16 protein-coding genes and 1 pseudogene are annotated in these 23,541 nt (G+C 74.4%); 4 read left to right on the top strand and 13 right to left on the bottom strand.

Annotated elements, in window-relative coordinates; translation table 11 throughout:
• Positions 1–178: 178 nt before the first annotated feature.
• Positions 179–508: pseudogene (locus ACIRST_RS05385) on the top strand (hypothetical protein); the annotation flags it as partial.
• Here ACIRST_RS05385 and ACIRST_RS05390 read toward each other — a convergent pair.
• The 4 genes from ACIRST_RS05390 to ACIRST_RS05405 form a co-directional block, all read right to left on the bottom strand.
• Positions 408–3,650: a type 2 lanthipeptide synthetase LanM family protein gene (locus ACIRST_RS05390; protein ID WP_402800248.1), complete on the bottom strand. Its 3,243-nt coding sequence runs from the start codon at positions 3,648–3,650 to the stop codon at positions 408–410. The pseudogene ACIRST_RS05385 and the gene ACIRST_RS05390 sit on opposite strands and share 101 nt — an antisense overlap.
• Before the next feature lie 140 nt (positions 3,651–3,790).
• Positions 3,791–3,970 (bottom strand): hypothetical protein, encoded by a 180-nt coding sequence (locus ACIRST_RS05395; protein WP_350525036.1) that lies wholly within the window; start codon positions 3,968–3,970, stop codon positions 3,791–3,793.
• 376 nt (positions 3,971–4,346) lie between these two features.
• Positions 4,347–6,728 carry an FtsX-like permease family protein gene (locus ACIRST_RS05400; protein ID WP_402800251.1) on the bottom strand — a complete coding sequence of 794 codons (2,382 nt, stop codon included), beginning with the start codon at positions 6,726–6,728 and terminating at the stop codon, positions 4,347–4,349.
• Positions 6,729–6,745: 17 nt separating this feature from the next.
• On the bottom strand, positions 6,746–7,468 hold the full coding sequence (locus ACIRST_RS05405) for an ABC transporter ATP-binding protein (RefSeq protein ID WP_350525038.1): 723 nt from the start codon (positions 7,466–7,468) through the stop codon (positions 6,746–6,748).
• Positions 7,469–7,672: 204 nt separating this feature from the next.
• Between ACIRST_RS05405 and ACIRST_RS05410 the strand changes: the two genes are divergently transcribed.
• A complete protein-coding gene (locus tag ACIRST_RS05410; protein ID WP_402800253.1) occupies positions 7,673–8,911 on the top strand; it encodes a sensor histidine kinase in 1,239 nt (412 codons plus the stop codon).
• Positions 8,908–9,600, top strand: coding sequence for a response regulator (locus ACIRST_RS05415; protein ID WP_396547148.1), 693 nt, complete (start codon positions 8,908–8,910; stop codon positions 9,598–9,600). The genes ACIRST_RS05410 and ACIRST_RS05415 overlap by 4 nt, the downstream gene beginning before the upstream one ends.
• Positions 9,601–9,699: 99 nt before the next feature.
• Here ACIRST_RS05415 and katG read toward each other — a convergent pair whose 3' ends face one another.
• A complete protein-coding gene (gene katG, locus ACIRST_RS05420) occupies positions 9,700–11,919 on the bottom strand; it encodes a catalase/peroxidase HPI (protein ID WP_402800254.1) in 2,220 nt (739 codons plus the stop codon).
• Between the two features lie 219 nt (positions 11,920–12,138).
• Here katG and ACIRST_RS05425 point away from each other — a divergent pair, with 219 nt between their 5' ends.
• Entirely contained in the window at positions 12,139–12,552 is a 414-nt protein-coding gene (locus ACIRST_RS05425; RefSeq protein WP_350521088.1) for a Fur family transcriptional regulator, read from the top strand.
• A gap of 95 nt (positions 12,553–12,647) precedes the next feature.
• On the opposite strand, the gene ACIRST_RS05430 is transcribed toward ACIRST_RS05425, so the two are convergent.
• From ACIRST_RS05430 to ACIRST_RS05465, 8 genes are all read right to left on the bottom strand, one after another.
• Positions 12,648–13,394 (bottom strand): hypothetical protein, encoded by a 747-nt coding sequence (locus ACIRST_RS05430; protein ID WP_402800257.1) that lies wholly within the window; start codon positions 13,392–13,394, stop codon positions 12,648–12,650.
• A 154-nt stretch (positions 13,395–13,548) separates the two neighbouring features.
• Positions 13,549–15,816, bottom strand: coding sequence for an RICIN domain-containing protein (locus ACIRST_RS05435; protein WP_402800260.1), 2,268 nt, complete (start codon positions 15,814–15,816; stop codon positions 13,549–13,551).
• Positions 15,817–16,421: 605 nt separating this feature from the next.
• A complete protein-coding gene (locus ACIRST_RS05440; protein WP_402800261.1) occupies positions 16,422–17,843 on the bottom strand; it encodes an RICIN domain-containing protein in 1,422 nt (473 codons plus the stop codon).
• A 443-nt stretch (positions 17,844–18,286) separates the two neighbouring features.
• Positions 18,287–19,711 (bottom strand): HAMP domain-containing sensor histidine kinase, encoded by a 1,425-nt coding sequence (locus tag ACIRST_RS05445; RefSeq protein WP_350521095.1) that lies wholly within the window; start codon positions 19,709–19,711, stop codon positions 18,287–18,289.
• Entirely contained in the window at positions 19,708–20,436 is a 729-nt protein-coding gene (locus ACIRST_RS05450) for a response regulator transcription factor (RefSeq protein WP_402800264.1), read from the bottom strand. The genes ACIRST_RS05445 and ACIRST_RS05450 overlap by 4 nt, the downstream gene beginning before the upstream one ends.
• Before the next feature lie 242 nt (positions 20,437–20,678).
• A complete protein-coding gene (locus ACIRST_RS05455) occupies positions 20,679–21,980 on the bottom strand; it encodes a cytochrome P450 (RefSeq protein WP_402800266.1) in 1,302 nt (433 codons plus the stop codon).
• On the bottom strand, positions 21,977–22,705 hold the full coding sequence (locus tag ACIRST_RS05460; protein ID WP_402800268.1) for a hypothetical protein: 729 nt from the start codon (positions 22,703–22,705) through the stop codon (positions 21,977–21,979). The genes ACIRST_RS05455 and ACIRST_RS05460 overlap by 4 nt, the downstream gene beginning before the upstream one ends.
• The gene (locus tag ACIRST_RS05465) at positions 22,702–23,538 is read right to left on the bottom strand and encodes a helix-turn-helix domain-containing protein (protein WP_402800271.1); all 837 of its coding nucleotides are present in this window, start codon (positions 23,536–23,538) and stop codon (positions 22,702–22,704) included. The genes ACIRST_RS05460 and ACIRST_RS05465 overlap by 4 nt, the downstream gene beginning before the upstream one ends.
• Positions 23,539–23,541: the final 3 nt, after the last annotated feature.

Raw genomic sequence — 23,541 nt, forward strand, 5'->3', positions numbered from 1 at the left:
TCCGCGGCGCCCAACGGCCAGCGCGCGAACTCCTGCGGCACCCTGGCCACCCGGGACCACGTGCCGTCGGTGTCCGGTTCCTCCACCGGCACGCCGTCCCAGGTGATCCGGCCGGACTGCGACAGGTAGAGGCCGGAGAGCAGCTTCAGCAGGGTCGACGCCGCCGTACCCCTTCACGAGCCACCACACCCTGGGCTTCAGCCTGTCGACGACGTTCCCGTGGGTGACCGAGGGGGTCCCGTTCACCGACCCCCTGGGGAACGGCACCTACCGCGTCCGCGCCCGTACAGCCTCGACGTGCTCGGCACTCCGGACGGCCCGGAGGCGGCCGTCGCCCTGGTCGTCGCACACCTCCCGCCGGACCTCGGACCGGTCTTCGACCGACCCCAGGGGTTCCGACCCGTGGGTCAGGGAGCCACCGGCGGGTGGAGGGCGAGGAGGGACGGCACGCGGGCCGGGGCGGCGAGGCGGAGGAGGCCGTGACCGATGCCGGCGAGGCCGACCATGAGGGACGGGCTGTGGACGCCGTGCGGGAGCCCGCAGAGCCAGCCGCGGGTGTCGAGGGCGGCCAGGGTGGTGCGGGCCCGGGCGTGCCAGGGGGCGCCGGCGAGGTGGAGGGTCTCCAGGTTGCCGAGGTCGCCGTGGCAGAGCGAGAAGTTGAGGCCGAAGCCCTCGCGGCGCACCGTGTCGAGTGCGGTGTCCCGCTCCTTGCGCAGCGACTCCGCCCGGTCCGGCAGGAGTTCGGCGAGTTCGACCCGGGCCAGGGCGATCCCGGAGGCGCCGTGGCACCAGAGGGCGGGGAAGGAGGGGCCGTCCGGGCCGTCGTCCTCGCGGACGTCGCGCCAGTTGGCGGCGGACGGGTCGAACAGGGTGCGCTCGTAGTCGAGGCCGGCGAGGGCGAGTTCGGGCAGCGCCGGGTCGCCGAGGCGGTGGCCGGCGCGGGCGAGGGCCCAGGCGATGCCGGAGCCGCCGTGGGCGAATCCGGCCAGGGGCCGGTCGGCGGCCCCGGCGAGGGAGGCGGGGAGCCAGCCGACGCCGCCGTCGGGGTGCGGGGAGGCGGCCCCGGCCAGGCGTTCGGCGCAGGCGGCCAGGGCGGCGGTGACGGCCGGGCCAGGCCGGACGGCCTCCCAGGCGAGCAGGCCGCCGATGGTGCCCGCGTTGCCGGAGAGCAGGTCGTGGAGGGTGTCCTCGGGTGCGGTGGTGGCGATCCGGCCGATCACCAGCCGGGCCAGGTCGTCGAGTTCGGCGTCGGGATGGTGGGCGGCGAACTGTGCGAGGGCGTAGAGCACGCCGCCCGTCCCGGCGAGCCCGCCGCCGAGCCGGTCGACCCGGCGGCGGATCTGCTGACGTAGTGTCAGTTCGGCGGCGCGGGCGGCCTCAGCGTGCGAGCGGTCCCCGGTGACGACGGCGAGCTGGTGCAGGAAGAGCGTAATGCCCGCCGTGCCGCTGTAGAGGTCCGGACCGAGTTCGGCGGGGGCCCAGCGGCCGGGCGGCGTCCAGTTGGGGCCGGACCAGGCGAGGTCGGCGCTGCCCCGGTGGGCCTCGCGGAGCAGGTGCTCGCCGGCCTCGACGGCCTTGGCGACGGCGCGGTCGGCGAGCGCTTGCGCCGCGCCGGGATCGCCGTCCTCGGCGGGTAGGTCGCGCACGTCGGCGGGCAGGTCGCGCGCCTCGGCGGTGATCGTCCGGCGTGGCTCGCGCGCGCCGTCGGCCGTCGTCACCGACAGGCGCAGGAGCTGGAGTTGGTGCGCGAGGTCCTCCTCGCCGAGGCCGTCCGCCTTGGCGAGCGCGAGGTCCAGGGCCGGCCGGTCGGTGACACCGGGGATGACGGCGCCGGTGGCGGAGCGGGCGTCGACGCCGTCCGGGCGGACGGTGAAGACGGGCACGTCGCCGCGCCACAGGTCGGCGCGTTCGTGGGCGACGAAGGCGAGGGTGTGCTCCTCCCAGGCGGCGAGTGCCCAGAGCCGGTCGAGGTGGCGGTCCTGGTCGAGGGCGTCGCGCAGCAGGTCGGGGTGGCAGGCGGTGTTGAGGAGGCTGCGGTACTCGAAGGTGTCGCGGCGCAGCAGCCGGGTCTCGTCCCCCGCGAACGCCCGGAGCAGCGTGCGGAGCCGGTCCTTGTCGGCGGCCAGCAGCCGGTAGGCCTCGGTGAATCCGGCTTCCAGGGCGTCGAGGTGGTCGGCGAGTCGCAGCGGCTGCCCGGCGGGGACCGGGCGGCTTCCGGGCGCTTCGACGGGCAGCCTCCGGTACTCCAGGCGCAGTTCGTCCGTGCCCTGGCCGACGAGGACGGGGGCGGGCCGGGGCGGGAGGCTGGCCGGGTCCCAGCCGAGGGCGGAGAGGTCGGTGCCGCCGTTGCCCTCGTCCCACATGCGTTCGGGGAGCAGGCCGGAGCGCAGGACGGAGTGCCGGGCCCGGTGGCGGGCGAGGCGCTCGGACTCGGAGAGGTCCTTGGCCGGCTCGTGCAGGTCGGGGTGGAGGAGTGCCTCCAGGTCGATGAGGACGGGCTGGTCGCGGACGGCGAGCAGGTTCTGGGCGTGGCAGTCGACCGCGTCCAGGACGTACATCAGCGCCGCGAGGGTTCCGGCCCGGTGGTAGAAGTCGCTCAACTCGGTGTCGTCACGCGCCGGTTCGGCGGTGACGTGGGCGACCCAGCCGTAACCGTCGCCGGGCAGGTGGGCGAGGTCGCGCAGGGGCAGCCGCAGCCGGGGGTTGAGCCACCGCAGGAGGTGCTGGAAGTGCGTCTCGGCGCCGAACGGGCGCGGCTTGTGGACGATCCGGACGTCGTGCTCGAAGCGCAGGGAGCCGACCGTGGCGCCGCCCCGGTGCGGGTCGCCGAGACCGGTGGTGAGTGCGGTGAGCCGGCCGAGCGGGCGGCCGTCCGCGAAGGTGGCGGTGAGGGCGGGCAGGTCGGCGGCGAGCCGGCGGAACAGGGTGAGGGTGGTGTCCGTCCACTGTTCGGCGGCGGTGACGAGGCGGAACGCCAGGACCGGGTACTCGGACAGGAGGTGCAGGGCCCGCTCGGGGCGGGTGAGCCGGTCGAGGAAGTCGCGGTAGCGCAGTTCGGGGGTGTCGCCGGTCAACTCGCCGGTGAGGCGGGCGACATGGAGTTCGGTGATGACGGTCCGGGTGGCCATGCCGTGGACGGTCGCGGTGAGCGCGGGGAGGGCGAGCGCGGCCAGCTCCTCGGGGGTGCCGAGCGCGGGGGCGTCCAGCGCGGCGATCCCGGTGCGCAGCCGGTCACCGGCGTCGGCGAGCAGGGGGGCGACGAGCCGGGCGAAGGCGTGGTCCTCGGGGACGGCCGGGACGTCCGGTACGACCGGGGCCTCCGGTACAGCCGGGGCGGCGGCGGGGGCCTGGCGGTGGAACGCGGCGGCGAGCCGCTCGGCCCACGGGGGCACCCCGAGGCGCCCGGCGAGCGCGTCCGGGTGCTCGGTCAGGAGAACGCGCAGGGCCTCCGGGTCGAGGCCGTCGGCGGCGAGGCGGCGCTCGAACCAGCCGTCCCGGTCGAACGGCGCCTGGGCCCGCCAGCGTTCCAGCTTCCGGTCGGCGCGTTCGACGGCCTCCCGTCCGGGGGCGTCGCACGCCGGCACCGGGCCGCGGGCGGACAGCGGGACGGCTCGGGCGGCAGCCCGGAGGAGTTCGGACGCGTCGGCCACGGGGCGGTGCCGCCTCTCTGCTCTGGACTGCCCGGCGCTGCATTGCGCTGCGCTGCGCTGGTGGACGGCCGCCTCCGGGGGGGGGCGGCACGGGCCGGCGCGGACCGCCGGTGCGACCGGCGGCCGCGTCGGCCCCGGTGTCAGAAGCTGCAGACGTGCCCGCAGCTCGACCAGCCGCCGCAGGTGCTCGCCTGCACGGCGGCGGTGACGTAGAGCTCGTCCGTCGGCTCGCCGGCCGGGTGGACCTGGTGGCCCTGACCGAGGGTGAGCCGGAAGTCCTCGTCCTTGAGCGCGCGAACCTGCTCAGCCGTGGGCTGCATGGTGCCTCCTCCAAGCGGTCGGTCTGGCACGGGGTGTGCCGGGTCGGGATCCTGACAGCGGCCCACCCGTCACACCAGGGCCGACGCATCGCCGGTTCCGATTTCGGCCAGGATCGAAATAGCGTCCACCTGGTGCTCTCCTCCCCTTTCCCCCAGGCCACGTCCGGCCCGTTCGCGCGCCCGGGCCCCCCAGGCCGCCGCACACCTGTCCGAAAGCCGGACGACTACGACGCTGTGAACCCCGGCCGAGGTTTGAACGCATCCTTCCTGTGGCAGCGCCCTGCACCCAGGATCACGATGGAGGCCCGGCCAGGCCTGACCGCGCCACCCACGCCCGGAGCCCACCGCCCGCCCGCCGGACCCCCGCCGCCCTCCGTCACTCCGCCCGCAGGGCATCCACCGTCCTCGCCCGGGCCGCCCGCACGGCCGGGAGCAGTGCGCCGAGCGCCGCGATGAGTACGCCGCCCAGCCCGAGCAGCACCAGCACCGGGGTGCCGAGGACGTCCAGTGCCGCGTCCGGGAAGTTCAGCCCGGCGGAGTGGCCCATCGCGGGCACCGTGACCCGGTGCAGCAGGAGGCCGGCGGGCAGGCCGATCGCGCCGCCGACGACGCCGACCAGGAGCACCGGGGCGAGCACCACGCCCACGGTCTGCGCCGGGGTCATGCCGATCGCCTTGGTGACGCCCGTGTCCCGCCGGCGGTCCCGGGCTTCCAGGACGACGGTGTTGAACACGCCGAGCCCGGCGACCGCGACGAGTAGTGCGGTCAGTGTCGCGGTGAGGGATCGCATCGTGAGGATCATGTCGCTGGAGCCGTGCGGCACGTCGGCCTCGGCGATCATGTGGACCGGGGCGAGCGCGGCGCCGACGGCGGTGGCGTAGGCGACGCGGTCGGTGCCGGGCTTCAGCGTGACGAACCAGACGTCCGGCTTCGGGTCCGTCCCGGAGGGAAAGGTGGCGGCGTCGGTGAACAGCTCGTTGGTCTGCACGTGGGGGTCGAAGACCTCGCCGACGATCCGGACGGTGACCGCCCGGCCGTGGGTCGTGAAGGTCACCGGGTCGCCGATCTTCGCCGAGGCCTCGGTCAGGAAGGTGGCGGGTGCGACGGCCTCGCCCGGGCCCCGGTACCAACGGCCTGACACCATCCGGTAGCCGGCCCCGCTGCTGTCGCCGGCGAAGGCGGTCACGGTCGTGTTCCCGGCGACCCCGGGCACGGTGACGTCCTCGACGCCGGCGCCGTAGTGGCTCGCGGTGCCCGGCTGGGCCGTCAGGGCGGCGGTGACGGCGGCCGGATCGGCCGCGGCCGGACCGGCCGTGGCCGGACCGGCCGTGGGGGCCGACCGGGCCGCGGCCGGGGCGTCGGGCCGCTCGGGGTGCACCCGGATGTCGGCGATGTCGTGGTTCTTCGCCTGCTGCACCCAGGTCATCGTCCCGCCCATGCCCACCGCGAAGACCGCCGCCGTCGTGCCGAACAGCACCGCCGCGAGCATTCCGGCGGCCCGGGCGGGGCGGGCGAAGGGCTGGGCGAGGCCGAGGCTCAGCGGCCGGGGCAGCGGCAGCCGGGCGGCCAGCGCGGCGGCGCGGGCGGCGAGGGCGTCCCGCCGGGTGCCGCCCGCCGTGCGGCCGACCGCGAGTGCGTCCACCGTGCGCAGCCGTCCGGCGCGGGCGGCGGCGGCCCAGGCGACCAGCGCGACGGCGGCGAGGGTGCCGCCCGCGACCGCGGCGTCGACCCAGGGGTCGAGGCCGGAGGTGGTGGTGCCGTAGAGCTGCCCGGTGGTGGCGAGCACCGGGACGGTCAGCAGGTTTCCGGCGGCCACGCCGAGCAGGGTGCCCGCCGTGGCCGGGATCAGCGCCTGGGCGACGTAGGCCCGCACCACCTGGGCGGGGGTGCAGCCGAGCGCCTTGAGGACGCCGATCCGCCGGGTCGCGGTGCCGACCGCGCCGGCCACCACGTTGCCCGCCACCAGCACCGACATCGCCAGGCCGAGCAGGCCGAAGGAGACCATGAAGGGCAGGAACAGCGCGGTGTTGCGGTCGGAGCCCTGCTTGGCGGTGAGCCAGGACTGCGCGCCGGTGAGCGAGTCGGCGGGCGCGGCGGCGGTCACGGCGGCCCGGTCGGCGGCCATCTCGCCGGTGGTGCCGGCCCGGGCGAAGCGGCAGAGCAGTTCGTAGCCGGGGGTGCTGCCGGGCGCGGTGAGGGCGGCGACGGCGTCGGGGGTCACCCAGGCGTCGGAGGTGCGGCTGACGGACCGGGCGAGTCCGACGACCTTCAGCGTCGGTGTTCCCGGCAGGCCGGGCAGGCGCAGCGTGCCGCCGATGTCCACCTCCTGGTTCCCGTACCCGGAGTCGATCACCACCTCACCCGACCGCTTCGGCCAACTGCCTTGCAGGATCTCCACGTTGTCTACGTCCGCGGTGGCGGAGGCGCGACCCGTGACGGTCATCGGCGCCATGGTCACCCCGGGCGGGACGCTCGACCCCGGGCCGGGTTCGGGGTCGACGGTGACGGTGCGGAACGGCCCGGCGGCGACCGTCACCCCGGCGGCGTGCGCGGCGGCGGCGAGCTGCCCGGCGTCCGTCCTGGTGCCGTCGAAGCGCGCGGTGAGGTGGGCGCCGTGCTGACGGTCGAAGGCCCGGTCAAAGGGGGCCTGGGAGGCGACCAGCAGCGAGCCGCCGAGGACGGAACAGGTGGTCGCCACCATCGCGGCCAGCCCGACCGCGACCGACTGGGTCCGGCGCCTGCGGACTCCGGCACGCACGACCCCTCCGAGCGCGGTCACGCCGTCACCGCCGAGTCCGCCTCGACCCGGCCGTCGCACATCCGGACCGTGCGGGTCGCGCAGTCCTCGGCCAGGCCCAGATCGTGGGTGACGAGCAGGACGGTCTGGCCCTCCTGGTGCAGGTCCCGGAACAGCTCCTTGACGTCCTCGCCCGAAGCCGAGTCCAGCGCACCGGTCGGCTCGTCGGCGAGCAGCAGCGTCGGCCGGTTCATCAACGCCCTGGCCACCGCGACGCGTTGGCGCTCACCGCCGGAGAGCCGGCCCGGGTGGGCGCGGGCGTGCCGGTCGATGCCGAGCGACTCCAGCAGCTCGCCGGCCCGGCGCCGGGCCTCGGCGCGCGGCACGCCGGCCAGTTCACCGGCGAGCACCACGTTGTCGGTGACGGTGAGGTCGTCCAGCAGGTTGAAGAACTGGAACACCATGCCGACGGTGGCGCGCCGGTAGCGGGCCGAGGCCGCCTCGCCCAGCCGGTCGACGCGGACCCCGGCCACGGTGACCGTCCCGGCGCTCGGCCGGTCCAGTCCGGCCACCAGGTTCAGCAGCGTGGACTTCCCGCTCCCGGACGGCCCGAGCACGGCCACCGACTCCCCTGCCCGCACGCTCAGCGTGACTCCGTCCAGCGCCGCCCGGGCTCCCGCGTAGTGGCGGCTCACCCCGTTCAGCTCGATCACCGGGCCGCCGCCCGGCCCCGGTCCGGTCACTCCTCGGACTCCGCTCATCCCCGCTCCTCGTACGTCGTGCCTGGTGGTCGGCACGACGGTACGGACGGGCGGCGCCCGGTCGCGTCCGCCGCCCGCGGCAACTCCCGTACCGCGCCCGGTGGACCGGACGCGGCGTCATCCTTGCGACGTAGTCGCCGGGTGTACCGGTCACCGCCGCCCGCGGGGCTGTGCCGGGCGGCCCCCGGCCCGCACAATGTCCCGGTGATCAACCATCCGACGGTGCGGCGGCTGCGCGCGGCGGTCCGCCCGGCCGGCGGCCCGGACGCCCCGCCGCCCCGGCCGACCCGGCGCGGCCAGGCCTTCGACGTCGCCCTTGCCCTCTTCCTCGCCATCAGCAGCGGTCGCTACGCCACCATCGCGGACAACCCGCAGGTGACCACGGTGACCGGGCTGTTGCTGCTGGTCCCGCTGGTGCCGCTGCCGCTGGTGCTGCGCCGGCGCTTCCCGCTGGCTGTGCTCTGGACGGTGCTGCCGACCGCGCTGCTGGTCCGTCACCAGTCGCAGGACATCGCGTACTCAGCGGGCGTGGTCGTGATCGTCGCCGCGTACAGCGTGGCCGCGTACGAGCGCCGTCCGCCGGCCGTGCTGCTCAGCCTCCCGGTCGCGACCGCCGCGCTGGTGCTGCTCTTCGACGACGCCAAGCTGCCGCACTTCCCCAACGGGGTGATCGCCGTCCTGGTGCTGGTGCCGGTGTTCGCGGTCGCCTACGAACTGCGGATGTGGCGCCACCGGGTGGACGAGGGGCGGGAGCGGCTCTCCGCGCTGGAGGGCGAGCAGCTGGCCGCGCTGCGACGCGCGGTGGAACTGGAACGGGCCCGCATCGCGCGGGAGTTGCACGATGTCGTCACCCACAACGTGAGCATGATGACGATCCAGGCCGGAGCCGCCCGCAAGATCCTGGACACCGCCCCGGACAAGGCGCGCGAGGCGATGGCCGCCGTGGAGTCCGGCGGACGCGCGGCGATGACCGAACTGCGGCACGTCATGGGCCTGTTGACCATCGACTCGGCGGCCGGCGACGATCCCGCCGCCGACGCCGACCTCGCCCCCCAGCCGGGCCTCGACCGGCTGGACGCCCTGGTCGACGGCGTCCGGCAGGCCGGACTGCCCGTCGAGCTGACCGTCACCGGCGAGCGCCGGGCCGTCCCGCCCGGGATCGAACTGGCCGCCTACCGGGTCGTCCAGGAGGCCCTCACCAACACCGTCAAGCACGCGGGCGGCGCCGACGCCTCGGTCGCCGTCGAGTACGCCCCGGACCACCTGAAGGTGCAGGTCACCGACACCGGCGGCCGCCCCACCGGCGCCGCCTCCACCGGCAACGGGCGCGGCCTGCTCGGCCTGCGCGAACGCCTCGCCGTCTACGGCGGCACCCTGCAGACCGGCCCCCGGCCGCGCGGCGGCTACCGCGTCACGGCCCTGATCCCCTTGGAGAGTTCATGAGCGCGCAGCCGCTGCGGGTGGTGGTCGCCGACGACCAGGCCCTGGTCCGCACCGGGTTCCGGCTGATCCTGGAGTCCGAGGGGATCGACGTGGTCGCGGAGGCCGAGGACGGCGAGCAGGCCGTCGCGGCCGTCCGCCGGACCGCGCCCGACGTGGTCCTGATGGACATCCGGATGCCCGGCCTGGACGGCCTGGAGGCCACCCGCCGGATCCTCGCCGCCCCGGCGCAGGAGCCGCCGCGGATCATCATGCTGACCACCTTCGACCTCGACCACTACGTCTACGCGGCGATGGCCGCCGGGGCGAGCGGCTTCCTGCTCAAGGACGTCACCCCGGAGCACCTGGCCGCCGCCGTCCGGCTGGTGCGCACCGGGGACGCGCTGCTTGCCCCCGCCATCACCCGGCGGCTGGTCGAGCGCTTCGCCCGTCCGGACGCCGGCGCCGCCACCGCGGCGCCGCACCGCGAGCTGGGCACGCTCACCCCGCGCGAGCTGGAGGTGATGGCGCTGCTGGCGCGCGGCCTCAGCAACGCCGAACTCGCCGCCGGGCTGCAGCTGTCGGAGGCGACGGTGAAGACGCACGTGGCCCGGATCCTCGGCAAGCTGGGCCTGCGGGACCGGGCACAGGTGGTGGTCGCGGCGTACGAGACGGGGCTGGTCAGCGTGGGCGCCGCGCCCGACGCGCCGTGACGACGCGGCCCGGCAGGCGGGCGGGAGCCGGGGCGCCGTGACGCGGGCGGGAGCCCGGGGGTCGATCGCCCCGGGCTCCCGCCCGCACCGCCGTGGGGATCAGACGAGGTCGAAGCGGTCCGCGTTCATGACCTTGACCCAGGCCGCGACGAAGTCCGTCACGAACTTCTCCTTGGCGTCGTCGCTCGCGTACACCTCGGCGACGGCCCGGAGTTCGGCGTTCGAGCCGAAGACCAGGTCGGCCCGGGTGCCGCTCCACCTGACCTTGCCGGAGGCGTCCCGGCCCTCGAAGGTGTGCGAGTCCTCCGAGGTGGCCGTCCAACGGGTGCCCAGGTCCAGCAGGTTGACGAAGAAGTCGTTCGTCAGCACGCCGGGGGTCTCGGTGAGCACGCCGTGCGCGGACTGCCCGTGGTTGGCGCCCAGCACGCGCAGGCCGCCGACCAGCACGGTCAGCTCCGGGGCGCTCAGGCCGAGCAGGTTCGCCTTGTCGAGCAGCAGGTACTCGGCCGGCAGGCGGTTGCCCTTGCCGACCCAGTTGCGGAAGCCGTCGGCCTTGGGCTCCAGCGCGGCGAAGGACTCGGTGTCGGTCAGCTCCTGCGGCGCGTCCACCCGGCCGGCCGCGAACGGCACCTCGACGGCGAGGCCGGCCGCCTTGGCCGCCTGCTCGACGCCGACGCCGCCGGCCAGCACCACCAGGTCGGCCAGCGAGACCTGCGTGCCGCCGCCCGCCTGCGCGTTGAAGTCCCGCTGCACGCCCTCCAGGGTGCGCAGCACCGCGGCCAGCCGGTCGGGCTCGTTGACCTCCCAGCCGATCTGCGGCTGCAGCCGGATCCGGCCGCCGTTGGCACCGCCGCGCTTGTCGCTGGAGCGGAAGGAGGAGGCCGCCGCCCAGGCGGTGGAGACCAGTTCGGCCACCGACAGGCCGGTGTCGTTGATCCGCCGCTTGAGGTCGGCCACGTCGGCCGCGCCGATCTGCCGGTGGTCGACGGTCGGCAGCGGGTCCTGCCAGAGCAGGTGCTCGGCCGGGACCTCCGGGCCGCGGTAGCGGACGACCGGGCCCATGTCGCGGTGGGTCAGCTTGTACCAGGCGCGGGCGAAGGCGTCGGCGAACGCCGCCGGGTCCTCCAGGAAGCGCCGGGAGATCGGCTCGTAGACCGGGTCGAAGCGCAGCGACAGGTCGGTGGTGAGCATGATCGGGACGTGGCGCTTGTTCGGGTCGTGGGCATCCGGGACGGTGCCCTCGCCCGCGCCGTCCTTCGGCTTCCACTGGTGGGCGCCGGCCGGGCTCTTGGTGAGCTCCCACTCGTAGCCGAACAGCGTCTCGAAGAAGCTGTTGTCCCAGGTGACCGGGGTGGGCGTCCAGGCGCCCTCCAGGCCGCTGGTGATCGCGTCCCCGCCGACGCCGGTGCGGAAGGCGCTCTTCCAGCCGATGCCCTGCTGCTCCATCGGCGCGTCCTCGGGGTCCGCGCCGACGTTGTCCGCCGGGCCGGCGCCGTGGGTCTTGCCGAAGGTGTGGCCGCCGGCGATCAGCGCGACGGTCTCCTCGTCGTTCATCGCCATCCGGTAGAAGGTCTCGCGGATGTCGCGGGCGGCGGCGATCGGGTCCGGGTTGCCGTTGGGGCCCTCGGGGTTGACGTAGATCAGGCCCATCTGGACGGCGGCCAGCGGGTTCTCCAGCTCGCGGTCGCCGGTGTAGCGCTCGTCGCCCAGCCAGGTGGTCTCCGGGCCCCAGTAGACGTCCTCGTCGGGCTCCCACTCGTCCACCCGGCCGCCGCCGAAGCCGAAGGTCCGGAAGCCCATGCCCTCCAGCGCGACGTTGCCGGCCAGGACGATCAGGTCGGCCCAGGAGAGGCTGCGGCCGTACTTCTTCTTCACCGGCCACAGCAGGCGGCGCGCCTTGTCCAGGCTCGCGTTGTCGGGCCAGCTGTTCAGCGGGGCGAAGCGCTGCTGGCCGCCGCCGGCGCCGCCGCGGCCGTCGCTGATCCGGTAGGTGCCGGCGCTGTGCCAGGCCATGCGGATCATGAACGGGCCGTAGTTGCCGTAGTCGGCCGGCCACCAGTCCTGGGAGGTGGTGAGCACCTCCTGGATGTCCCGCTTGACGGCCGGGAGGTCGAGCGCCTCGAAAGCCGCCGGGTAGTCGAATTCCGCTCCGAGCGGATTGGCCACGGCGGGGTTCTTGGCGAGGATCTTGAGATTGAGCCGCTCCGGCCACCACTGGCGGTTGCCACCGCCCTGCGTGGGGTGCGCGGCGCGCCCGTGGTTCACCGGGCAGCCCTCCGCCTTCGCCTCTACGCCGGTTGCATCGTGGATGTCAGACATGGGAATCCTTCCCTCACAAGGCGGATCACGGTGTCTTCTGTGCTACCTACGGCATCTACATCTACTGCTGGTACCTAGGCTAGCGCCGGAGCCGATCCTACGATGGACGGAATCCAAGTCAAGAATGACACCAAACCCATATCCGATCGGGATCCGGATGACCCAGGATGTGTATTGGTAAACTCCGGTCTTCCCCTTGACCTGAATAGGTGAACCGATATGAGTGACCTGCTGGAGCGACTGCGCGGGCGCGGCTGGCGCCTCACCTCCCAGCGGCGTGTCGTGGCCGAGGTCCTGGACGGCGAGCACGTGCACCTGACCGCGGACGAGGTGCACGCCCGCGCGGCGGAGCGCCTCCCGGAGATCTCCCGGGCGACGGTCTACAACACCCTCGGCGAGCTGGTCACCCTCGGCGAGGTCATCGAGGTCTCCACCGACGGGCGCGCCAAGCGCTACGACCCCAACGCGCACCGCCCGCACCAGCACCTGATCTGCACCGGCTGCGGCGCCATCCGCGACGTCCACCCGCTCGGCAACCCGCTGGCCGACCTCCCGACGGAGCAGCGCTTCGGATTCACCGTCTCGCAGGCCGAGGTCACCTACCGGGGCCTCTGCCCGACCTGCGCGGGCTGATCCTTCCGGCGGCCCCCGGCGGTCCGGCCGTCCGCTTCCGACTGCGCGGACAGGCCGACAGCACCACCGCCTGCAGGGCGCGCCCCGGGGGTGGATCAACCGCGGGTGGCCTTGCGGCGCAGACGGAAGCCGAGCACGACGAGCACGACGGCGACGGCCGCGGTGCCGACGGCGGCCCAGGCGGCGGCGGTCGAGCCGTCGTCGTCCGCGGAGTCCTTCGGCCGGGCACCGGACGTCGCGGTGGCGGAAGCGGAGGCGGTGGCGGAAGCGGTGGCGGGAGCGGAGGTGCCTGCGGGAGCGGAGGTGGTCGGGTCGGTGGGGGCAGGGGCCGTCGGGTCGGCGGTGGGGCCGAGGGTGACGACCGGGGACGGGACGGTGGTCGGCCCGGAGGTGGGGGCAGGGGTGGGCGCAGTGGTCGGCCCGGAGGTGGGCGCAGTGGTGGGCACGGAGCCGACCGGGTCGCTGATGGCGGCGGCCTGCACGTCGAGTTCGCGCTCGCCGTGGCCGAGGTCGGGGAAGGCGCAGTCGACGGTGATCTTCCAGTGGCCGGCCGGCAGGATCTCGCGGGTGGTGTAGCTGCCGGGGTGGCCCGGGACGGCGACCAGGCGCCAGGGGCCCACCGTGCGCCCGTCGGAGGAGGTCGCGGCGAGCGAGCCGGCGAACCCCTCGGTGACCGGGTCGTGGTCGTTCTCGAAGGTGGCAGTGGTGGCGACGTGACCGTTGTCCGCGCCGGTGATCTCCAGGTGGACGGTGTCGCCGTGGGCGGAGGCGGGGACTGAGGCAGTCGCGAGAACGGCCGCCCCGGCGACGGCCAGGGCGGCGGCGATGGAACGGATGCGCATGGGCTGCTTCCTCGTACGGTGAGTGGGACGGCCGGGCGCGGCCGCCGCGGTTCACGGCGGCCGCACCCGGCCGATCGGTCCTGCCCGGGGTCGACCGGCCTGCCCGACCGACCTGCCCGGGCGGCCGGAGGGGGGCCGGCCGCCCGGTCCGGGGTCAGGAGGTCTTCTGCAGCGACCAGTTCTGGAAGGCCTGGCCGTTCGGCTGCTGGAGCTCCAGCAGCCAGCCGCCGTAGTACCAGCGGTTGCTGATGCCGAGGACCAGCGAGGAGCCCTGGGCGGTGATGGTGACGCCGCCGTTGGCGGAGTTCACCTGCCACTTCTGTGCGGCCGCGTCCGAGCAGGGCTGCTGGGCGACGTACTGGCCGGCCACCGCGTCACCGCCCAGCTGGAGGCACTTGTCGGAGCGCACGGACTTGATCCGCAGGGTGCCGTTCCCGGCGTCCTCGAAGGTCCACTTCTGGTTGGCGTAGCCGGTGCGCTGGTAGGCGATGGCGACGGTGCCGTCGTTCATCGAGCTGCCCCACAGGTCGGCGGCCTGGCCGGTGAGCCCGTTCACCAGGGTGTAGCGGGTGCCGGGCTGCGGCGTGCCGGAGTCGGCGGTGGTCTTGAAGGTCACGGTGCGACCCGGCTTGGAGACCTTGCCGGCGGCGTCACGGGAGGCGATGGCCACCTTGTACTGGGTGCCCGGGGCGAGCCGGACCATGCCGACCACGGTCGAGTGGACGGTGCCGACGGACTGTCCGTTCAGCAGGACGTCGTAGCCGGCGGCACCGTTGGCGGCCGGCCAGCTCAGCATGGCCGAGCTCTGGGTGACCTGACTGACCGTCACGTCAGGACCGGTGGAGCCGGTCGTGGAGGTGGCCGTCGGTGACGGCGTGGCGGTGGGCGAGGAGGTACCGGTGGCCGTCGGGCTCGGGGACGCGGTCTTGGTGGGCGTGGCGGTCGCCGTGGGCGACGGGCTCGCCGTACTGGTCGGCGTGGGCGACGGACCGCCGGTCTTGGTCGGCGTGGGCGACGGGCCGCCGGTCTTGGTCGGCGTGGGGGTCGGCGTGGGGGTCGGGTTGGGGCCGGTGCCGCCGCCCGCGATCAGGAAGCGGTTGTTGGCGACGTTCCAGTGCGTGGCCAGGTAGCTGCCGGGCGCGGGGTTGGTGTTGTAGTAGTCGTCGTGGCGGCAGTCCAGCCGGTCGTCGTGACTGTTGTCCGGGCAGACGGTCTTCATCTTCGGGTAGTTCGGGGCGTCCGAGTAGCACATCAGGTCCCACTCGTCGACGCAGTGGCCGGCCTTGCTGGAGTTCGGCGCACTGTCGTTGACAGCGCCCAGGTTGTGGCCGAGTTCGTGCGCGGCGGTGGCGCCGTCCCAGCAGCCGGAGTCGGAACGGCCGTAGGAGGGACCGAAGTTGCTCTGGTTGTCGGCGCCGGGGCGCTCGTCACCGTCGAAGGTCCCGATGCCGCAGTACACCTGGGCGTCGGTGAACATCATGTACTTGCGGTCCTTGCGGTTGAACCCCTGCTTGGCCAGCGCGTTGTTCTGCGAGTTGAAGTCCCTGATGTCCGCGTCGGAGATCTGGACGTTCAGCACCGCGGCGGTGCAGTCGGACTCGGTGACGAAGCGGACGTGCCGGTCGCCGCCGGTCTCCTGGGCGCTGGCGTCGTAGATGGTGTCGACGTCCGCGGCCCACTTCTTGAACGAGGCCAGGTACTGGGCGAACCGGTCCTTGCCCGGGGCGTGGACGTACACCACCTGCACGCGGTTGCCGCTGGTGCCGTCGCCGTCGCAGACCACGGCCGAGCCGCCCGCGGCCGCGCCGGCGGCCGGGTTCTTCGGCGAGGCGTCGGCCGCGTCGCCGACCAGGGCCTTGGTCCCGGCGTCCAGAACCGGCGAGCCGCCCTTCAACAGGTCGGCGGCGGACGGCGGCTGGGCGTTCGCCGCCGGGGTCAGCGCGGCCGGCTGGGCGGCGGCCGCGGCCACCGGGGCGGCGTCCTTGTGGATGTCGACGCCCTGCGGCGGGGCGTCGGGGCCGTGGCTGCAGAGCGTACCGCCGCTGACCTGCAGCTGTCCGGCGCAGCGGTCGTCGCTGGGCAGGCTCAGACCGGCGTAGACGAGACCGCGGTCAGGCTGCTCCTTGGGTATCTCCTTGAGCGGCGTCGCCTTGGCGTCACGCTTCGGCGCGGCCGGCGCCTTGGTGCCGCTCTCGGCGGAGCCGGTCTCGCCGTCGTCGTCGGTGACCAGACCGACCGTCTGGCTCGCGCCGAGATCGTCGGCCGACGCCGCGGCCGAGACGCGCGAGGGCGCGTCCAACGCGGTCTGGATGCCCAGGACGCCGGCGACCATCCCGGCGGCGACCGCCAGGCTGACGAGTGCCGTCGTGCGGGTCGAGCGCTTCTGCCGGCGACGGCGACGCTCGGTGCTTCGGTGTCCCATCACGTTCCTTTCCTTGTACGGGGCCCGGGGGTGTCCCCCTGGGGTGCCCGCGCCTGCGGCGGGCTTGCTTCCGTGCCCGGGTCGGGCCAGCTTGTTCCCGGCCCCGGGCAGTGGGGCGGATGCGGTGCGGGCGGCTGTCGGAAGGCCGCCGGACGGCCCCCCGACCGGTCCGGACGGCGAGCGCTGTCGCGGCCGACAGCGGTTCGGACAGCGCTGCGGACAGCGGGAGTTCGGCACCACCGGTACCGCTCCGGTGACGGGCGGACGGCCGAGGTGCACTCGCGGACCACTCGCTGTACCCGGCTGATCGTAGGAGCAGTGCGGTGGCCGAAACCCGTCCTCGAAGACGCGGTTAACCAAGCCCTAACGTTCCGCTTAACCCATGGCCGGCGGTGCCGCGCGGCCGGCTGACGGGTGGTCCGGCGGCGACGGGCACGGGGACGGGGGCGACGACGGGCACGGGGACGGGGGCGGCGCCGGGCGGAACGTCGGCCATGACCACGCCGACCGGGCCCCGCCTCGACCTGGCCGCGGGCCGGGCAGCGTTCGGCCACGCCCGCGGATCGCCGGTCGCCGGTGGCCACTCGCCGGTGGCCGCTCGCCGGTCATCCCAGGGTGAACAGGAAGCTGCCGGAGTGGTAGTAGTCGGGCAGCTGGACGAGCGCCGATCCGCTCCGGGGCGGGTCGGCCTTCGGCCAGTTGTCCGGGCCGAGCAGGTGGGAGGCGTCGTCGCTCGACGGGACGGACGGTACGAACCAGAGACGGACGGCACCGGTCTTGGCGTCCGGTTCGAGCCTCCACAGCTGCTCCGCGCGTTGCGCGTCGGACCGGCAGCTCCGCACGGTGACCGCGACGAGGTTCCCGCCCGACGTCGTGCCGTCCAGGCACAGTCCGGTGTCCGCGGTGCGGAGTTGGTAGCCGCCCTGGTCGGCCGCCAGGAGCTCCCAGCGCTGGGCGGCCTGGCCGGTGCACTGCTGGAGCTGCAGCGGGCTTTCGGCGCTCCGGTCGGTGGGAGCGACGCAGAGCCCCGAGGCCCTGTTCACCAGCGGAAGGCCGACCGGGCGGCTCGGGGGCGGTGCCACGGCCGCCGTCGCCGGTGCGGGGCTCGACGGGGTGGAGGACGGGACGGCCGACTCGGTCGGCCGGGCACGTGACGGGCCGGCCGAGGCGGAGGCGGTCGAGGCCGTGGGCGACGGGCTTACCGGTGCGGTGGCCGACGGCGAGTCCGCGACGCTCAACGGAGCCGGGCTCCAGGAACCCGCGGGGGACGCCGGCTCGGCGGAGCCCGGCAGCGTGAGCGCACCGGCCGGTGAGGGGTGGGTTCCTGCCGAGTCCACCATCGTGAGCACCACCCCGGCGAGGGCCAGGGCCGACACCGCGCCGGCCCCGACCGCGGCGAAGGACGTCAGCGCGCGCCGCCCGCCGGGGCGCCGGCCGCCGTCGTGCGGCGGGCGCGCGCGGCTGCGGGGGGCGGGTCGCGGTGCGGCTGCCGGCTCCGGGCGGATGCCGGCCTCGGCCGCCGACGGGGTGCCGGCCTCGGCCGCCGACGAGGCGGTGGCCGAGGGCTCTCCCGTCCACAGCAGCAACCCCCGGCGCAGGACCGGCCGCTGCCAGCGGTCGATGGCGGTCAGCTCCGTCCGGGCGCGACCACAGCTGTCGCATCGGGAGAGATGGCCGGTGAGGCCCTCGGTGTCGTCGGTGGCGCCGTGCCGGACGAACTCCGCCAGGGCGGCGATCAGGTGACGGCACGACCGATCGGGCACCCGCGCGGCATACGTCTGGAGGTAGGCGTCGTACAGGATCTGACGACCCGGCGCGTCCGGCTCCGGCAGGGGCGTCGACGATCGGCCGGCGGGCTCGTCGAGGCAGCTCCACAGCACCGCCTGCCGGTCCTCCGGCAGACTGAGGAACCCGCGCAGGAGGAACGCGTCCGCCTCCGCCGCGGACCGGTCCCGTTCCTGTCCGTCGCGGACCAGGCGTGCCAGTCCGGCGTCCGTCGCGGCCGCGTCGGCCCCCGAATCCGACATCTCTACTCCTCCGTGCGCCTCAGCGGGCGTTTGTCGTCGAACGGTCACCGCGCGGACGGTCGGCGGGGCGAGGGCATCGCAGGCCGTGACCGGAGCGCCACGGACATGAATGCTGCGGAGGCGGTGGTGAGTGCCGGAATCGCGCTCGGCGGCTCGCCGGGCGGGCGCCTGGGTATTCCGTGGCGACTTCCCTACCCGTCGGTAGAGGATCTTGGCCGCGAGGAACTTCCCACGTCAAGGTCCGATCACGCAAATACTCAGAACGTTCAAATATTTGCAAGACAATCCGTCAACAAGGCGTACCGACATCCGCGCTGAATTTGCATGTCCTCGACGATCCGGCGCCTTTGCGAATTGCTCGGCACGGCGCACGGCGGCACGACGAACCGGGCACGGCGCACGGCGGCACGGCGGACGGGACACGCCCCGTCCGCGAACGGGCCTCAGTCCTGCCGGCTGCGCCGGAGGACCTCCGTGACGCGCCGCCGGCGGTGGCGCCACGGCCGGCCGAGGGCGAACCGTGAGTCCGGGGCGAGGCCGAGGGCCACTTCCACCCGTGCCCCGCCCAGCGTGCTGCGGCCGATCGACAGGCGCCCCCGGGTCGACTCGGCTGCGGTACGGGCGATGTCCAGCCCGAGGCCGGTCGACCCGCCGCTGCTGACTCCCCGGGACAGCGCACTGCCCGGGTCCTGGATGCCGGGGCCGCCGTCCTCGACGACCAGCACGACGCTCTGGGCCGTCCGCTGCACGCTCACCGCGAAGGCGGTCCCCTCGGGGGTGTGCCGGAAGACGTTGCCGACCAGGGCGTCGACCATGGCGGCCAGGTGGTCGTCCGGCAGCAGCACGGGCGTGGGTTCGTCGGTCGCCTCGAAGGTGCACCACCGGCCCTCCTGCTCGGCGAGCACCGACCAGAAGCCGACGCGGTGCGCGGCCAGCTCCGACACCCGGCACAGTTCGGCGGAGCGCCGCCCGGGGTGCCCGGCCCCCCGGGCACGGGAACCGGTGCCGTCCTTGGCACCGAGCGGCCTGCCGGACAGCGGCATGCGGGCCGTGACGATGATCGAGTCCAGTTCGGATTCGAGGTGGTCGATCGCCTCGCTCACCCGCGTGGAGCCCGCGACCGTGCCGACCTGCTCGGTGGTGAGGCGCAACGCCGTCAGCGGGGTCCTGAGCCGGTGCGAGAGGTCCGCGACCAGCTCCCGCTCGGATTCGAGGAGCTGCGTCACGCGATCGGCCATGCTGTTGAACGCCAGTCCGGCCGCCCGGAGCTCCGGTGGCCCGCTCGGTTCGACCCGCGCCCCGAGGTCGCCGGCGCCCAGCGCCGCCGAGGCGTCGGACAGGGTGCGGGAGGCGCGCACCACGCGGGCGCCGAGACGGTCGGCCAGCAGGACCGAGCCGATCACGAGGCCCACGGCGAGCAGGGCCATCACCGTCCAGGCCCGGGCCACCCCCTGGTTCAGTTCGGCCTGCGGTACGAACTCCTCCACGACGGCCACCCGGCTCCCCTCCAGGGGCACCGGCTGGAGGTAGGCCCGGCCGCCGGGGACCGCGCCGGTGAAGGACCGCCGCTCCCGCACGACCCGGTCCAGCCGGTCCGCGGGGGCGTGCGCGGTGCCGACGGTCCGGCCGTCCGGCAGATGGACGCTGTGCCGACCGGCCAGCTCCAGACGGGCCACCACCAGCTCCAGGTCCGCGGGCCGGGCCGCCAGGGTCACCGTGGCGGGCACCAGGGCGGCCGCCCGCTGTTCGGCGGCCAGCATGGCCTGCGTCTGCACCTGGGTGCGCAGGAGCAGGGCCAGCGGCACCAGGAAGGAGAGGGCGACCATGGAGGTCGCCACCAGGGCGACGGTGGCGAGGGTGGATCTCACTGGGGGGCCACCAGCTTCACGCCGACTCCCCGGACGGTGTGCAGGTAGCGGGGCCGGGAGGCCCGCTCGCCCATCTTGCGGCGCAGACAGGACAGGTGGACGTCGACGGTCTTCTCGTCCACGTACGGCTGGCGCCAGACCTCGGCGAGGATCACCTGCCGGGAGACGACCCGTCCCGCGTTCCGGGCGAGGAACTCCAGGAGGTCGAACTCGCGCCTGGTCAGGGGGAGATCCCCGCCGGCGAGACGCGCCGTCCGCGCCGTCGGCTCGATGCACAGGTCGCCCACGACGATCGCACCGCGGTCCGCACCGGGCACCGGGCCCGCCGGTGCCGCCGGACCTGCCGCGGGGAAGGCGGCGGGAGCGGAGCAGCGTCGCAGCACGGCGATCAGGCGGGCCACCAGTTGTCCACCGGAGAACGGCTTCACCAGGTAGTCGTCGGCTCCCGCATGGAGAAGCTTGATGATCTCCCGCTCGTCGTCCCGGGCCGTCGCCACCAGGACGGGGACCTGGGACAGGCCGCGGATCATCCGCAGGGCGTCGGCGCCGTCCAGGTCCGGCAGTCCCAGGTCGAGGACGATCGCATCCGGCGGCCGCCGGGTGATCTCGCGCAGCGCGCCGAAGCCGTTCGGAGAACTGCGCACCAGGAGGTGGTGATTGGTCAGCACCTCTATGAGGGAAGCGCGGATTGCGGGGTCGTCTTCGACGACGAGGACGGACGTCATGGCGCACACCGTAGCGGCCTTGGTGAAATGCGGAGAAGGGGCACCGGATTACGAGATATCGGAGGCTTCCTCACCTTCACGGAAGGTTAGGGGAATCCTATGGGTTCATGAGCAGAACCGCGTGCGCCGGCTTTCCGTCCCGTGCGGGGCTTACGATCATTCGGCTTCTCCGGCGAGCCGACCGGACCTCGCGCCGGCCGGGGCCGGGCCGGTGCTCGCGGGTCAGCGCGGGTCAGCGCGGGTCAGCGCCAGCGGACGCTCAGGCTCTTGAGGCCGTTCTGGAAGTTCGAGACCAGCCGGGTGGCCGGCGCGCCCGGAGTGAGCTCCAGCTCCGGCAGCTCCGTGACGATCCGCCGGAGCACCGCCGACATCTGGATCCTGGCCAGTTGCGCTCCGACGCAGAAGTGCGGGCCGAAACCGAAGCTGACGTGATCGTTCGGCGTACGGGTGATGTCCAGGCGATCCGGATCGGAGAAGACCGACTCGTCGCGGTTTGCGGAAGCGTGGTACACCACCACCTTGTCGCCGCCGCGGATCACCTGCCCACCGAGCTCGACGTCCCGCGTCGCCGTGCGCCGGAACTCCAGTACGGGCGGCCAGAATCGGAGCAGCTCGTCCACCGCCGAAGCGACGAGATCCGGCCGTCGGCACAGCAGGCGATATTGGTCGGCGTGGGTGAGCAGGGAATGCAGCCCACCCGGCAGACCGTTGCGCAGAGTCTCGTTGCCGGCGACTCCGAAGAGGAAGAACATCGTCTCGAACTCCGCGACGCTCAGCCCGGATTCCCGCATCCGGGCCACGATGCTGCCGGGCGGCGGCTGCTCGGCCAGCGCGTGCGCGTAGGCGAACATGTCCGCGAGTGCGGCCCGCGAGCGCGGGTTGACGGGCCGGCCGTCGGGGGTGGTGCGGGCCTCCGGGCGGTGGGCCAGCGCGGCACGCCCCAGGTCGGTGAGCCGGGACGGGTCGGCGGTGCTGGAGTGGGCGTGGTCGGGGTCCTGGTAGCCGATGACGCGGTTCGACCAGTCGACCAGCAACTGCCGGTCCCGCTCCGGCACGCCGAGGATCCGGGCGAGCGTCCACACCGGCAGGTCGGCGGCGAGCGGCACGAAGTCGGTTTCGCCCAGCGGGCGGACGGCAGCGACGAGTTCGGCTGCGCGGGCCTCGATGGCGGCGGTCAGCTCCCGGAGCGCCCGCGGGGTGAAGGCGGCGGCGACGGCCCGGCGCAGCCGGGAGTGGTCGGGCGGGTCCTGGTTGAGCATCATCGCCCGCGCGAAGTCCAGGTCGGCCGGGGTGTCCGGGTCCCGGATCTGGGTGGCGCCCAGGTGCGAGGAGAAGTCCTCCGGGCTGCGCAGCACGTGCTTCACGTCCGCGTGCCGCAGCACCGCCCAGTAGCCCGGCCCGGCCGGCCACTCCCCCACGGCCGGCTCCTCCACCCAGCAGACCGGGGCGGACGCGCGCAGCTCACGGAACAGCCCGTACGGAACCCCCTCGGCGTAGGTCGCCGGGAGGAAGATCTGGTTCACGTACGCCTGGTCGAGGGTCACATGGACGGACGGTACGGCAGAGTCCCCAAGATGTCATGGACGGTGGCGAGTTGTTCGAGGTGAGCGGGTTCCTCGGTCCGGTCGAACGCGTCGGCGACGGCGTCGAGCAGGACGGGGCCGCGCAGCCATGCGGTGAAGGCCCGGTAGGACGGGCTCGTCCGGTCCCAGAAGGCGTTCCGGGGCCCGGGGCCGACGAGGAGGAACTCGTGCAGGCGCTCGACGGCGGTCGGTGTCGCCAGTCGGGCCCATTCCGCCAGCCGCCGGTCGACGCACCCCGGGTCAGCGGCGGTGAGGGCGCACAGGACGGCTTCGGCGTCCCACCACTCGGGGCCGGTCAGGACGTCCGTCCAGAGGGCGTCGAGGAGTTCGCCGAGGTACGGGGCCTCCGGCCAGTCCCGCCAGGCCGCCCGGTCGAGCTTGCCGCAGAACGGTTCCAGGTCGGGGAGCAGGAGTTCACCGGTGAGGAGGAGCCGGAGGATGCGGGGCGTGAAGTACCGCAGATCCGCCGGGGAGCCGACGGTGTTCAGCACCGACGTGGCGTAGCGCGTCAGTTCGTCGGGCCCCAGCAGTTCGCGGGGTGTGCGCAGCAGGGTGTCGAGGGCGGCCTGCGGGGTGCAGCAGGGGCAGGCGTCGATCCGGCCGGGCCGGGGCGCGGCCGCGAAGGCGGCGGGCAGGCCGGCGAGGAGGTGCTGCAGCCGGCTGCCGGGCGGGCGCTCGGGACTCACCGGGAGGCCGCCCAGGAGAGCAGCAGCCGCAGGGCGTCGTCGGAGGGGGTGTCGGGGTCGGCGGTGTAGGTGACGAGGGCCTGGGAGGGGTCGTCGGCGGGGCGGAGGGTGTCGTAGGCGAGGTCGAGGGCGCCGGCCAGGGGGTGGTGGAAGAGCTTGCGGCCCGAGGTCTTGTCGGCGACCGGGTGTTCGGCCCAGAAGCGGTGGAACTCCTCGCTGGAGAGGCAGAGTTGGCCGACCAGTTCGGCGAGCAGCGGGTCGTCGGGGCGGCGGCCGGCCTCCAGGTGGAGGAAGGCGACGTTCTCCCGGGCGCAGGTCGCCCAGTCGCCGTAGAGCTCGCGGGAGGCCGGGTCCAGGAAGGTGATGCGGGCGATGTTGCGCTCCTCGACCGGGAGGGCGCCGTAGTCGCCGAACAGCGCGGTGGCGGCCCGGTTCCAGGCCAGGACGTCCATCCGGTGGCCCATCACGACGGCCGGGGTGTGGTCCAGTTGTTCCAGCAGGCGCAGCAGGGAGGGGCGGGGCTGCTGGCGGGCGGTCGGCCGGCGGGGTCGGGTGACGGGGCGGGCCAGCCGGTGGAGGTGGCCGGACTCGTCGGGGGCGAGGCGCAGGGCGCGGGCGACGGCGTCGAGGACGGCTTGCGAGGGGTTGCCGACCCGGCCCTGTTCCAGGCGGGTGTAGTAGTCCACGCTGACGCCCGCCAGGTGGGCGAGTTCCTCGCGGCGCAGCCCGGCGACGCGGCGGCGGCCGCCGTAGTCGGGCAGGTCGACGTCCTCGGGCCGCAGCCGGGCGCGGCGGGTGCGCAGGAATTCGCTCAGGGTGCTGCTCGGGTTCACGGG

It is taken from the genome of Kitasatospora sp. NPDC101447 (genome assembly GCF_044767225.1).
In the GTDB taxonomy this organism is placed as follows: domain Bacteria; phylum Actinomycetota; class Actinomycetes; order Streptomycetales; family Streptomycetaceae; genus Kitasatospora.

Coding starts and splice junctions, on each gene's coding strand:
- ACIRST_RS05395 (WP_350525036.1), bottom strand. CDS start 3,970: ATGCAGCCCACGGCTGAGCAGGTTCGCGCGCTCAAGGACGAGGACTTC.
- ACIRST_RS05405 (WP_350525038.1), bottom strand. CDS start 7,468: ATGAGCGGAGTCCGAGGAGTGACCGGACCGGGGCCGGGCGGCGGCCCG.
- ACIRST_RS05415 (WP_396547148.1), top strand. CDS start 8,908: ATGAGCGCGCAGCCGCTGCGGGTGGTGGTCGCCGACGACCAGGCCCTG.
- katG (WP_402800254.1), bottom strand. CDS start 11,919: ATGTCTGACATCCACGATGCAACCGGCGTAGAGGCGAAGGCGGAGGGC.
- ACIRST_RS05425 (WP_350521088.1), top strand. CDS start 12,139: ATGAGTGACCTGCTGGAGCGACTGCGCGGGCGCGGCTGGCGCCTCACC.
- ACIRST_RS05430 (WP_402800257.1), bottom strand. CDS start 13,394: ATGCGCATCCGTTCCATCGCCGCCGCCCTGGCCGTCGCCGGGGCGGCC.
- ACIRST_RS05435 (WP_402800260.1), bottom strand. CDS start 15,816: ATGGGACACCGAAGCACCGAGCGTCGCCGTCGCCGGCAGAAGCGCTCG.
- ACIRST_RS05440 (WP_402800261.1), bottom strand. CDS start 17,843: ATGTCGGATTCGGGGGCCGACGCGGCCGCGACGGACGCCGGACTGGCA.
- ACIRST_RS05450 (WP_402800264.1), bottom strand. CDS start 20,436: ATGACGTCCGTCCTCGTCGTCGAAGACGACCCCGCAATCCGCGCTTCC.